General features: G+C 40.4%; 10 protein-coding genes and 1 tRNA gene. 6 read left to right on the forward strand and 5 right to left on the reverse strand.

Annotation, left to right across the window (positions count from 1 at the left end; translation table 11 throughout):
* Positions 1–89 precede the first annotated feature (89 nt).
* The 4 genes from KDU71_RS10885 (at position 90) to KDU71_RS10900 (ending at position 7,895) form a co-directional block, all read left to right on the forward strand.
* Positions 90–3,482 carry a SusC/RagA family TonB-linked outer membrane protein gene (locus KDU71_RS10885; RefSeq protein WP_212190730.1) on the forward strand — a complete coding sequence of 1,131 codons (3,393 nt, stop codon included), beginning with the start codon at positions 90–92 and terminating at the stop codon, positions 3,480–3,482.
* Between the two features lie 20 nt (positions 3,483–3,502).
* On the forward strand, positions 3,503–5,071 hold the full coding sequence (locus KDU71_RS10890; protein WP_212190732.1) for a SusD/RagB family nutrient-binding outer membrane lipoprotein: 1,569 nt from the start codon (positions 3,503–3,505) through the stop codon (positions 5,069–5,071).
* Between the two features lie 15 nt (positions 5,072–5,086).
* The gene (locus tag KDU71_RS10895) at positions 5,087–6,949 is read left to right on the forward strand and encodes a LamG domain-containing protein (RefSeq protein WP_212190734.1); all 1,863 of its coding nucleotides are present in this window, start codon (positions 5,087–5,089) and stop codon (positions 6,947–6,949) included.
* A 106-nt stretch (positions 6,950–7,055) separates the two neighbouring features.
* Positions 7,056–7,895 carry a helix-turn-helix domain-containing protein gene (locus KDU71_RS10900; RefSeq protein ID WP_212190736.1) on the forward strand — a complete coding sequence of 280 codons (840 nt, stop codon included), beginning with the start codon at positions 7,056–7,058 and terminating at the stop codon, positions 7,893–7,895.
* 74 nt (positions 7,896–7,969) lie between these two features.
* Here the strand turns inward: KDU71_RS10900 and KDU71_RS10905 are convergent, their stop codons facing one another.
* A complete protein-coding gene (locus KDU71_RS10905) occupies positions 7,970–8,932 on the reverse strand; it encodes a glycoside hydrolase family 130 protein (RefSeq protein WP_244828409.1) in 963 nt (320 codons plus the stop codon).
* 11 nt (positions 8,933–8,943) lie between these two features.
* The gene (locus KDU71_RS10910) at positions 8,944–10,215 is read right to left on the reverse strand and encodes an MFS transporter (RefSeq protein ID WP_212190738.1); all 1,272 of its coding nucleotides are present in this window, start codon (positions 10,213–10,215) and stop codon (positions 8,944–8,946) included.
* A gap of 203 nt (positions 10,216–10,418) precedes the next feature.
* Here KDU71_RS10910 and KDU71_RS10915 point away from each other — a divergent pair, with 203 nt between their 5' ends.
* On the forward strand, positions 10,419–11,072 hold the full coding sequence (locus KDU71_RS10915) for a DUF4956 domain-containing protein (protein WP_212190740.1): 654 nt from the start codon (positions 10,419–10,421) through the stop codon (positions 11,070–11,072).
* A gap of 52 nt (positions 11,073–11,124) precedes the next feature.
* Here the strand turns inward: KDU71_RS10915 and KDU71_RS10920 are convergent, their stop codons facing one another.
* From KDU71_RS10920 to KDU71_RS10930, 3 genes are all read right to left on the reverse strand, one after another.
* Positions 11,125–11,838, reverse strand: a complete 714-nt coding sequence (locus KDU71_RS10920) for a LytR/AlgR family response regulator transcription factor (RefSeq protein ID WP_212190742.1) — start codon at positions 11,836–11,838, stop codon at positions 11,125–11,127.
* A 71-nt stretch (positions 11,839–11,909) separates the two neighbouring features.
* On the reverse strand, positions 11,910–12,590 hold the full coding sequence (locus KDU71_RS10925; protein WP_212190744.1) for a TrmH family RNA methyltransferase: 681 nt from the start codon (positions 12,588–12,590) through the stop codon (positions 11,910–11,912).
* An 82-nt stretch (positions 12,591–12,672) separates the two neighbouring features.
* The gene (locus tag KDU71_RS10930) at positions 12,673–12,945 is read right to left on the reverse strand and encodes an HU family DNA-binding protein (protein WP_212190746.1); all 273 of its coding nucleotides are present in this window, start codon (positions 12,943–12,945) and stop codon (positions 12,673–12,675) included.
* 248 nt (positions 12,946–13,193) lie between these two features.
* On the opposite strand from KDU71_RS10930, the gene KDU71_RS10935 reads away from it, so the two are divergent.
* Positions 13,194–13,278 (forward strand) — tRNA-Ser (locus KDU71_RS10935).
* The last annotated feature ends 66 nt before the right edge of the window (positions 13,279–13,344 follow it).

Below are 13,344 nucleotides of genomic sequence, written 5' to 3' on the forward strand. Positions count from 1 at the left end.
ATAGCTGCAACTACTCCCGATGTAAGGTACAACCGGTCTGCAAACCGGCTATAACTAATTATAACAGTATAATTAAGCATTACAAATTTATGAAAAAAAACAAAACCGTAGTTGGTATCCCCAGGAACCAGCTCAAGAAACTAGCACTTGTTATGAAACTATGTGTTTTATTGATGATCGTGGGAATGATACAAGTGAGTGCAGCTTCCTTTGCACAAAACGCTAAAGTATCAATCAATCTTAAGCAATCGACATTATCCAGAGTCTTCGATGAAATTGAAAAGCAATCCAACTTCAATGTATTTTACAGTAAAGAAGATGTAGACGAAAACCGTCGGGTGGATATTCAGATGCAGAATAGAGGTATTGAAGAAGTACTAGATAAGGTACTCAACCTGGACGAGTACAAATACCATATTATCGATCAGGATATCATTATCACTAAGCGTTACCAGGAAGGACAAATGTCAAATATGCAACAGCAGGTAACAATTAGTGGTATTGTTACTGATGATACAGGAGAACCGTTACCTGGTGTCAATGTTTTTGAGAAAGATAATGTAACAAATGGTACTATTACAAGTGTTGATGGTAGTTATAAGCTGACAGTGAGCTCAGAAGAAGCCGTTGTTGTTTTCTCATTCATTGGTTTTAATGAGCAGGAAATGAATGTGGCCGGTCGCAATACTATTAATGTAACATTGGTGTCTGAAGTACTTGATATCGATGAGGTTGTGGTAACCGCTCTGGGTATTAAGCGCGAAAAGAAAGCACTGGGTTATGCTGTTCAGGATGTAAAATCTGAAGCGCTAACGCAGGCTGGCGATGCTGATCTGATTAGTTCATTGCAAGGTAAGGTTGCGGGTGTTCAGATTAATCAGTCGGGAGGTGGTATTGGCGGAACTTCACGTATTGATATTCGTGGAGCCAGTTCATTAACTGATAATAATGCACCGCTTTGGGTAGTTGATGGCGTGCCATTTGACAATGGTAATGAACGTGATGGAGGTATCTGGGGAGGTACATCCCGTGCAGGAGGTGCTTTCGACCTCAACCCCGAAGATATTGAGTCAGTATCTATTCTGAAAGGTCCTAATGCAGCAGCTCTTTATGGCGAACGAGGCGGTAATGGGGTAATTGTTGTAACAACAAAGAAAGGAACCAAACGTAAGGGTTTAGGTATAAACTACTCTGGCGGTGTTACTTTCTCCGAGGCAGCTTACATGCTCGATTTACAGGAACGCTATGGTCAGGGAACAGATGGTGTTTATTACAAGGATAGTGAGTGGTCATGGGGGCCTGAAATGAATGGTCAGGAACTGGAATCATGGACAGGTGAGATGCTGCCGTTTACAGCTCAAAAGGATCGTTTGAAAGATTTCACCAGAACAGGATTGAGCCACAAGCACAATCTGGCTTTTACAGGTGGTAATGATGATGGTACCTTCCGTGTATCATTGGGTAAAGACATTATGAATGGCATTTATGAAGATCATAAGGTTGAAAAAACAACCTTTGACTTTAGAGGAGACTATAACATAAATTCCTGGTTGAATATTGATACTAAGCTGTCTTACTTTGTGACTGAAGGTGATCAGCGTCCTGAGATTGGTAACTATAGCTACATCTCTTATTTCAACGGAATGCCGATGAATATTCGCAATCGCGACCTGAAACCAGGTTACAATATTGTATCAGGTGAGCATGTTGAAAAGCTTTACACTACCGTTAATGCCAACAACCGTAATCCATACTTCCTGCAGGCACAAACCGATAACAGCGATAGTAAAAACCGAACATTTGGATACATTGCCGCAAATATCAAGTTGCATAAAAACCTGAAAGCAAAGTTCAAATATGGCTTGGATTTCTATCAGTTTAATGCGGTTGAAGGATACCTTTACGCAGATAATGTTGATCCTTCGCGCCCTAACTATAACACTGAACAGAGTAACTTTAAGGAAGAGAATTATGAGTTTTTACTCTCATACAACAAAACCTTTAATGATGACTGGGCAGTAGGTCTTAATTTTGGTGCTAACAATATGTCGCGTGTTGATAAGCGTTTGCGCGGTACTTCGGGCCGTTTGGCTTCAGAAGGTGATTATTTCCTGGGAGCCGGTTCAAATATCAATGCAACCGAATCTATTACTGAGTCAGAAGTGCGTTCAATCTACGGATTTGGCCAGATTGCTTATCGCAACAAACTATTTTTTGATTTTACAGGGCGTAACGACTGGTCATCAACCTTAACATCTGCTGATGCTGATTACGATAATTCTTACTTCTATCCATCTTTAAGCCTAAGTGGTATTATCTCAGATATGGTTGAAATGCCATCATTTATCTCATTTGCCAAAGCACGTGCATCGTGGGCACAGGTTGGTAAGGCTACCGATCCTTACAATACCAGTCAGCTGTATAAATTAGAAAGCTGGAACTATGGTTTAACAACGGGTGTTGTCCCTGAAGATGCTGTTATTGAGGATTTAAAGCCCGAAATTTCTACCTCATGGGAAGCAGGTGTTGATTTACGTTTTTTTAATAATCGATTGGGCTTAGATTTTACCTATTACAATGAATTGACTAAAAACCAGATTGTAAATATTGAGGTGGTTCAAAGCTCTGGTTATAAGACAAAGTACATAAATGCCGGTGAGATTAGCAACAAAGGTATTGAGTTTATGCTGTCAACCGTACCTGTTAAAACCCGAGATTTCAAATTAGGTCTTGATTTCAACTTCTCCAAGAACGAAGGCGTATTGGAAGCACTGCACGAAGATTTAAAAGAGTATGATTTTGGTAGCAATGTATGGGCCGTTGAAGGTGGGAAGCTTGGCGACATCAGAGGTTCGGTATATGCCCGCAACGAACAGGGACAAGTCATTGTAGACGATAAAGGTTTACCAACATTAGCACAAGGAAGCGACCATGTGATAGGTAATATTCAGGCTGATTGGACTGGTTCTATAAATCTGACAGCTGATTATAAAGGCGTTTATATGTCGGCATTATTCTCAGTTCAACAAGGTGGTGATATTTTATCAAGTTCAGAGCGCGGCGCTACTTCAGCAGGTACTGCCAAGCGTACCGATGTAAATAATCGAATGGCCTTTTTTGTTGATGGCGTGACAGCTGAAGGAGGTGCCAATAATGTAATGGTAAGTGCCGAAGAGTACTGGCGCCAGGTAGCTAAAGTAGATGAGGAGTTTATGTATGACGCATCGCACATGAAATTAAAGGAGATTGTAGTGGGATATAATGTACCTAAAACACTCCTGCAGCGAATCTCATCCAATAATCCTATTCAATCGATGCGTATTGCATTAGTTGGTCGTAACCTTTGGTACTTATATAAAGATACACCAGGTACCGTGCCCGATGCCAGTGCTTACAGTTCGGCGTATGCGGCTCAGGCCTTTGATTTTGCTCCTGTTCCTTCAACCAGAACCTATGGTTTCTCGATTAATTTAGGATTTTAATCAGCTAAAACATGAAAGACATGAAAAATATATATACAGCATTATTCGCTTTATTGCTTCTGATTACAGCTTCAGGCTGTTCCGATGACTTTGGCGATATGAATGTGCCTTCGGATGCAACAACCACCGTCGAACCAAAGTTCTTCTTTAATAAGATGCAGCAGGAAGTGTTTGCCAATTATCAGCGAAATGTTAACCTGTATCCTGATTTATATAGTCAGTATTGGGCTAATACAGTGTCTAGCTTCGGTTCACCGCGTTATGAGTATGTCGACGGGTGGATTGGTAACCAGTGGAGTGAAATGTATACTCGTCATTTGCGCAGTTCACAAGCTATTATTGACCAGTTTGGGGATAATGAGTTTTATGTTGATGCGCTGGCTATTAATGATATATGGATGTGCTACTGGTGGTCGCGTATGACAGATACCTATGGAGATATTCCATATTTCGATGCCAGTAAAGGCGATCCAGTGCCTTATACAGCACAAAGCGAAATTTATGATGATTTATTTAAGCGCCTGGATGTAGCTGTGAAAGCCATTACAGGTGATACAGAACAGTATAGTTATGGGTCGGAGTACGATTTGATTTATAAAGGTGATGTGGAGAAATGGAAGCGCTTTGCTAACTCCCTGCGCCTGCGTTTGGCTATGCGAATTGCCAATGTTGATCCTTCCCGTGCTGAGGTGGAGGCTAAAGCAGCCATTGCCGGACCTGGCGGACTACTGGTTGATAATGGCGATGTAGCCCGTGTGCCAATGTGGAGCGAAGGCTGGTACGATTACCTTCATCAAATGGCCTGGGCCTGGAATAATATCCGTATGTCAAAAACCATGTCCGATTACCTGTATTCTGAATCAACTGTTGATGAAGATCCGCGGACACCAATATGGTTTGCCTACCAACGTATTGAAAATGATAAGGCAGTTCCTAAAACAAAAGAAGAAGTTGGAGAGGATAGGTATCAAGGGATAGAAAATGGTTACAATCTGGTGCCGGCAAATGCTAAAGAGGCCTATGCTACCATTAACCTTGAAGGTGGATACGAAGATTTTGTAGGCAATGGCTCTGATAAGATGTACTGCCCGGTGATGTTTTATGCAGAAGTGAAATTTTTATTGGCGGAAGCAGCCTTGCGTGGCTGGGCATCGGGTGATTATGAGCAACTGTACAAAGAAGGAGTACAGGCATCTATGGATTATGTAGGAGTAGAAGGTGCTGATGCCGAAGCTTATATTGATGGTCTGCCAGCTTTACCCGGTTCTAATGAAGGCCGTCTGAAGCGTATTATCACACAAAAATGGCTGGCCAACTTTCCCAACGGAGTTGAAGGCTGGGCTGATTTTCGCCGTACCGATTACCCGGATATCACGTTGCCTTTTGAAGGTGTTAGTGGTAGCTCTACAGTAGCATCCGGTACTTGGGTGAAGCGGGTTCGCTACCCGGATAATGAGCATCGTCAGAATGAAGAAAACATGCCGGAAGGTATGCGTTCTGAAGACGATGACAGAATGGATATTAAGGTATGGTGGGATACAGCTGATACAAAAGCGAAGGTGGATGGCTTAATGAATTCTAACTTCTAATAAATCCGAATTAAGATGAAGAAATTATATAATTACAGATTCACAATATTATCAGCAGTATTTGCTGCATTTATGATGGTAGGCTTTGTTTCGTGCGAAGATGATGAAACAAGTGGCCCCTGGGATACTAATGCCCTGGATGCATTAATTGTAGAAGCCGAAAGCCTGATTGCCAATTCTGAAGAAGGTGGTAGTCCAGGTGATTTCAAGCCTGGCGCTATCAAAGAATTGCAGGAATGTGTTGATTGGTGTAAGTGGAAAATAAACAATTCAGATAGTCAGGATGATATAGTTGATGCCACTAATAAGTTGCAGATCTACATCAATAAGTTTAAAACCAATACGGTAGCATTGGCTATTCCTTGGATTAAACAAACACCCGATACGTATATCCAGATTTCGGATAATATAAAACCTGTATTGGATGAAGCCTGGACCATTGAAATTGAATGTTACATCATTGATCTGAATACAAGAGGTTATTCGAATAACTTATTTTCGTGTGAGCAGAGTGGTCCCGACAGTGGATTTGGCGTGCGCTATTTCAGTGATGGTAATGTACAGATTGTAGTGGGTAACAACAATTGGGTAGATACAGGCGGCCAGGCAGGTGCCGGTACTTTAAAAGCCGGCGAATGGATGCATGTGGCCATGACCAATGACGGATCAACCCAGGTGCTTTATGTAAACGGGATTGAAAAGGCAGTTAATAACAATACTCACCTGTTGGCAGCTGATAAGCCATTTGTGATAGGCAACAGCCCAATGTGGACTGACAGAGTTTGTAACACGATGGTGCGCGATTTAAAGGTTTGGAAAGGTGTGCGTACAGCACAGCAAATCGCAGATAATAAAGATGCCGATATGAAAGGTGATGAGGCTGGTCTGGAAATGTACTTTCCGCTTGTCACTGACCTGGGTGATAGTTTCACGGATGTATCAGGCAACTACACCGCCAAATTAATTGGTGATATTCAGTGGCAGCTGGATGGAACTCCTCCGGAAATTACACTTGATTATACTCCTTTAAACGAGGCTATTGCCGAGTTGGAGGCTTTTAAAGCGGATGTAACTGAAGGAACAAATGATGGAGACTATCCTGTTGGAACAATTGCCTACATTGATGAGTTAATTGCAGAAGGTAATACAGCTAAAGAAAATGCCAACCGGCAGGATGAGATTGATGGTAAAGCATCTCAGCTAACATCTAAAATTGTTACTATTAATAAAATGCTGGTAGCCGATGCGGTAGGTATATTCGTTGATCGTGAGGATAAAGATGCTGTAGGTTTGCGTATTACACCAAATTACACGCCGCAAGGTGATTATACTGTTGAGTTTGATGTTAAGGTGCGCTCTCTCTTTGGATATGGAACAGGTGAGTTCTTTAATAATGGTGAGTATGGCGTGTGGGTATATGGCTATCAGGAGTTAACTGAAGAAAATGTTTTGGCATCGGGTGGTCTTTGGAACTTTACTAATGCGGGTAATGGCTGGCAGGGTCCGAAAACCAATCCATTGGTAATGAAGACCGGCGAATGGCAGCATGTAGCTTTAGTACATGATAATACCGCTCGTACAACCAAAATTTTTGTTGATGGAGTGGAGGAAGCTGTGTTTGAAGATATAGGTGCTCCTAATGTTTCCGGTTGGGGCGAAATGTGGCTCGGCAATGGCTGGGGGAAGATGGATGGTTATATCAAGGACTTCCGTTTGTGGGATGTCGCTCGCGATGCTGCTGACCTGGATGCTGAGATCACTGGCACTGAACCCGGACTGAATGCATACTTCCCGCTCGATAAGGTAGCAGGGGTTAAGTTCGAGGATGTTACAGGTAACTATAAAGGTGAGATGCGAGGTATTTCTTGGAATAAATAGTGTTAACCTAATCTAAAACTGAGTGAAAGCCGTGATAATTGGGTCACGGCTTTTTTTTAATCCTGGTCAAATCTCTTTGAAAAGATGACCACAATGCGTAAGATTTATGCAACAAATCTATACATCAACAGTTTTATCCCCCTATTACAAATACAAGGATGCTGACAGACAAGTAGCTTGGGAACGCGCATTATTATTGTATGACCTTGAGCAAACGTCAATTGGTCTGGCGTTCGGGCAGTATTCAAACGTTACAAGCCTTGCACTGCAAAAGTTCTCACCTGATTTAGTATATAAAGCAGGAGCTGATTTTATTGTTATTGCATCCGATAAGCTTCATTTAAAGGATATCAGTACCATCAAACAGCTTAAATCAGATGTAAGAACAGCGCATATTCCTATTATAGGATTGCTAAAACAATTTTCTGACTTAAAGCATATCGCTTGGTTAAATGCCGGCGTCGATCGGGTTTTTAAGTGGTCAATTGATGTACGTGTATTGTTGGCCAGTGCACATGCATTAATTAAAGAACGTAAACGACTGAAACATTTGTATCAAAAAAGTGCCACTATTGAATCAGGCAATGGAAATGGTTCATTAGATCAACTTTTCATCAGCAGAGCACGTAATGTTGTACTTGATAATTATTCTGATACAGCATTCAATATTGAGCAGTTTGTTAGCCTGATGAATGTAAGTCGTACAATGCTCTATGTGAAAATCAAACAGTTAGCAGGGAAAACAACAAGTGAGTTTGTGAGAGATATTCGACTTGAAGAAGCGGCCCGACTATTAAAAGATGGTATGTTCAATGTTTCTGAGGTGGCTTATAAGGTGGGTTTTAAGGATCCCAAGTACCTGTCAAAGAAGTTTAAAATACGATATGGAACTACACCAAGTGATTTTCGAAGAGGAGGGATAGGGCATTCATTTGTTGTTGAGTGATAGTGGTGTATTATATTGCTTCCGGTATAAATGAAGGATGAGCTGGTTTATAGCTCATCCTTTATTTATTTTTTTTACAAAGAGTTATCTTTTATGAATTGAATGATTTCATCAATATACCCAAAAGCTACACCAACCACAGTATCAGCAGCCCCATAATAGACAACAACTTTCTCATCGTCGTTAAGTGCTGCGCAAGGAAATACCACATTAGGCACATCACCGGCCAGTTCGTATATTTCGGCAGGCGCCAGCAAGTATGGCTGACTGCGGTACAATACTTTATCCGGTTGCTCCAGATCTAGTAGCGCAGCTCCCATCGAGTATCGGAAACCATTACAGGTGTTAATAACGCCATGGTAAAAAATCAGCCATCCGTCTTTTGTCTTGATAGGTACAGCGCCTGCTCCAATTTTAGTGCACTGCCAGGCACTGTCCTCAAAGGGCGTTACTTTCATCACGCAGCGGTGTTCGCCCCAGTATTTCATATCAGGACTATAACTGAGGTAAATATCGCCAAATGGGGTGTGGCCATTGTCACTCGGGCGGCTTAGCATGCAATATTTACCATTTATCTTTTCAGGAAATAATACGCCGTTACGATTAAAAGGTAAAAAGGCATTCTCGCATTGGAAAAATTCCTTAAAATCAAATGTGTAGGCGATGCCAATGGTTGGGCCATGGTAGCCGTTGCACCAGGTAATCCAGTAACGATCATCAATGAAGGTAACACGCGGATCATATTTGTAGTCCGAGTCAATCATTTGCGTATTACCGGCCTGCATTTGAATAGGTTCATGGTTAATGTCCCAGTTGATACCGTCTTTACTAAAACCGGCAAAGATATTCATCTGAACAGCTTTGTTGTCGCAGCGGAATACTCCTGCAAAGCCATCGCCAAATGGCACAACAGCGCTATTAAAAATACTGTTTGATGTTGGTATGTGGTAGCGTCCGATGATTGGGTTTTCGGAGTAACGCCACATTACGTCCTTGCAGCCGTCAGGACGCTCTTCCCATGGAATTCTGTTAGTCATGATATGCTATTTTAATTAGTTTCATTTTCGGAGTGTACAAAAGGTACAAAGCGTGCAGCCAATAGCGAAGGTATGGTGGCTATTAGTACCCATATAAAAAATACCTTATAGCCTAAGGTGTCGCTAAACCAACCACTTAGCATGGATGGTATCATAAAGCCAAGGTTCATAATGCCAGAAGCAAAAGCATAATGGGCCATTTTGTATTTGCCGGGGGCAATTTGTTGCATCATAAACAGCATGAGGCCTACAAAACCAAAGCCATATCCAAAATACTCAACAATTACCGCTGCTGATATAATTGTTAAGCTCTCGGGTTGCCAACTGGCAAGCAATGCGTAAACGGCAAATGGCAAATTGAAGATCAGGGCGAGTGAAAATAAGCTCTTTTTAAGCCCTTTTGCTGAAATGTAATAGCCTCCCAGCAGAGAGCCAATCACAAAGGCTGCTGCACCCATTGTTCCGTAGATAAGACCAATCTCAGAGGTACTTAATCCTAAGCCTCCTTCCGCCTTTGCTGCCTTAAAAAATAGTGGTGCTATTTTAATTGCAAACCCTTCGGCAAAGCGGTAAAGGATGATAAAGGTAATATGCCAGATGATATACTTTTTCTGAAAGAAGGTTTTAATAACGTCCCATAAGGCCTTAAAACCTTCCCTGGCTGATTTAACCGGAGCGGTTGTAGCTCCACCTCCAGGTAGCATGCGCATATGATAGATGCTCAGTAATATCATAACGATACCATAAATACCCATTACTACCATCCAGGCTTTTACAATCCCCATGCTCTTTTCCAGTTCACCAGCCACATATACAAATGCGCCACCACTCACAATTTTAGCAATATTATAGGCAGCACCTTGCCAGCCAATATATTTTGCCTGTAGCTTTGATGATAAAACGTTCAGATAAACACCATCTGTGGCAATGTCATGTGTAGCTCCACTGATGGCTACCACGGCCAATAAGGCTATGGAATATCTGAAAAAATCATTGAGAGGTAATGACAGTGCCACCATAATGAATGTGATGCCAGTGATGAGCTGTGTGCTAACTACAAAAAACTTTTTGGATTTAAACATCTCCAAAAAAGCACTCCAGAGAGGCTTAAGTGTCCAGGGGAGCATTATAAGTGAAGTCCAGAAAGCAATTTGTGTATCACTAATGCCAAGGTTTTTGTACATGAGTGCAGAAGCCTGCGCAATTGCCACAAAAGGTAATCCCATGGCAAAATACACCGAAGGAATCCATAGGGCAGGAGGTGTTGTTTTACTCTTATTCATTAATAGTTTGTTTTAAGTCTATAACTGAATGACGTGTTCACGTGGCTTTGCCCTTACTAGGGTGTGCTGTTTTTATTCAAAAAAAATAATGTTGCACCACTGCAGCGGATGCGCCACTCAATATTATTATAAAAAATCGATGGTATTGTTACTGACTTTGCCGATATTGCAGTAAGTATGTTTAACTAATCAAACAAATGTTTATGGGTGTTAGCTTTTTTGAAGCCGACTTTATTAATCCGGATGGTTTATTGCAATTATTAGTGCGTTTTGCATTCAACTTCATAGTAACGCTTATCCTTGTCAGGTTCCTTTACTACCAGAATGCACGTCGTAAAGATTACCTGTTTACTTTTTTGCTGATAAGCACTATTGTTTTTCTGTTATGTATCCTGCTAGATAATGTGAACCTTCAGCTGGGTTTTGCTTTAGGATTGTTTGCCATTTTTGGCATCATACGCTACCGAACAACGCAAATACCGATAAAGGAAATGACCTACCTGTTTATTACGATAGGAATTTCGGTTATAAATGCCTTGAGTGGAGATAAAGTGAGCTTGATGGAATTATTTGCTACTAACTTTTTGGTTGTGGCTGTTACTTTTGGCTTAGAGCGTGTTTGGTTGTTAAAGCATGAATCGAGCAAGTTAATTATTTACGAAAAGATTGAGCTAATTACTCCAGAGCGCTATGATGAGATGATAGATGATTTAAGAGAACGTACCGGGTTGGATATACATAGAGCAGAAGTTGGCCGTATTAACTTTTTAAGAGATACAGCCGAGATTATTATTTACTATTATAACTCAGAGATGAGTAATGTGACCACTTATGACAGCAATGATGACGATGATTAGCATTTAGGCATGCGAAGACATAAAAAAACCGTCGAATGACGGTTTTTATTTTTTATCTGGTAATCAAGTTGATGTCATCCATCAGCTTATCCTTATAAGATTTACCGATTGGGATAATTTTTGATCCACCCTCGTAATTAATTATTACTGAGTTATCCTCAATGACTTTAATCTTATTGAGGTTAACAATGAAAGAGCGATGTACTCTTACATAGCGGTCTGGTGGCATCTTTTCCGAAATGGCCTTCATAGTAAAGTGAATGGTAAACTTGTCTTTGAAGGTGTTTAAAACAACGTAATTTTCAAGTGCTTCTATCCAGAGGATGTCGTCATACTTAACACGCACCAGTGAACTGTTGTTCTTTACAAATATTTCGTTGGTTTCTCTTGTAACACTTTCTTTCTCCTCAAAACGTTCGCGCGCTCTTTTAACGGCTTTGATAAAACGTCCGTACTGCACTGGTTTTAGCAGATAATCTGTAACGTTATACTCGTATGAGTCGATTGCATATTTTTCTTGAGAGGAATAAACAATAACCTGTGGAAGTTCATCCAATGATTTTAAGAAGTCAATACCACTCATTTCAGGCATTTCTATATCTAAGAAGATGAGGTCGATAGGCTCAATTCCTTGCTTAGAGAGATAGTTAATGGCACTCACTGCACTATCAAATTTCCCCGCCAGATTCAAATCATCTGTTTTCTCAACAAATTCCTGAATAATCTTTGTTGAGAGTTTGTCATCATCAATAATAATGCAATTCATAGAATCAGATTTTCTTCAAAAATAAAAAAATATCGTCATTATCAGTTGTATCCCACTTAAAATTTTAACACTTAAAAGTCAGTATTGTTTCTTTGGTTGAATTCGTCTACCAGCAAATCGCTTTTTTTAATAGATTTTTTCAGCCATTCAAAATACAGGCGTTTAAGTTCATCATCAGGGAGGTGCCAATTTATATTGCTTTGTTTTAGCTCAGTAGTAACATGCTGTAACGTAATAGCTGCACAAACTGATATGTTTAAACTTTCAGAGAAGCCATACATGGGTATTTTCATAAACTCGTCAGCTTCTTCTTTAACGATGTCAGAAATACCTTCGCGCTCATTACCAAATACAAATGCTATCTTTCCTTTCGATAAGTCAAGATCATTAAGGTTGACATCATTCTCGTGAGGACTGGTGGCTACAATACGATAACCATCGCCTTTTAGTTTTTTTAATGCCGTAAGAGTGTTGTTTGGTCTTTCGTTATAACGATGCAGGTTGAGCCATTTGGTTGCACCCATAACAACCTGGGGGTTGACATTGAAGGTATTTTCGTTTTCAATAATATGAACATCTTGAATGCCAAAACAATCGCACGATCGCAGAACTGCACTGGCATTTTGTGTCTGGTATATGTTTTCTAAAACAACTGTGGTATAGCGTGTTCGTTGATTGGCAATATCCCATAATTGTTGTTTCCTTTCTTCAAGTGTGAAATCTTCCAAAAAGTTTAGCAGCTTATCAATCATCTGTTTCAAAATTTTGCCAAAGATTGTGATAAAAAAAAGAGAGTGCAAAAGCACTCTCTTAATATTTTACGGTTGTTTTCTCTTAGTTGATAGCGTCACTTAATTCGCTACCAGCCTTAAATTTAACAACTTTCTTAGCAGGAATTTCGATTTCTTTACCAGTTTGTGGATTTCTACCAGTACGAGCGCTTCTTTCAGAAACACCAAAAGAACCAAAACCTACTAAAGCAACACGACCACCTTCTTTTAATGCATCGCCAGTTACTTTAATAAATGCGTCTAAAGCTTTTTTTGCATCAGCTTTTGTTAATTCTGCTTCGCCAGCAATTGCATCAATTAATTGAGCCTTGTTCATAATACTCCTTAATTTTAGGGTTATCTAATTTAATTCTTAAACTTTCCTCTACAAATATATAGTATTTCCAGTGTTTACCAAATGTTGAGCAAAAAAAGTCTAATAAAAGTCAGGCTTTAAAAAGACTATTATCTTCAGTCGTTATTTTTTTAAAAAAAATCTGAATTTTTCAGGCTTTATAGGTTGTTTCATGCTGATTATTGTATATATTTGCACCCGCATTTAAGGAAATGCACAATGAATTTACTGGAGAGATGGCAGAGTGGTCGAATGCGGCGGTCTTGAAAACCGTTGTACCGCGAGGTACCGGGGGTTCGAATCCCTCTCTCTCCGCAGTTCAGTCTGAATTTCAGGCAATTACAAAATTTACACGTAATGTTACACGCATCACCTTTTCAG

Origin of the sequence: Carboxylicivirga sediminis (assembly GCF_018156225.1) — a bacterium.
Taxonomy (GTDB): Bacteria; Bacteroidota; Bacteroidia; order Bacteroidales; family Marinilabiliaceae; genus Carboxylicivirga; species Carboxylicivirga sediminis.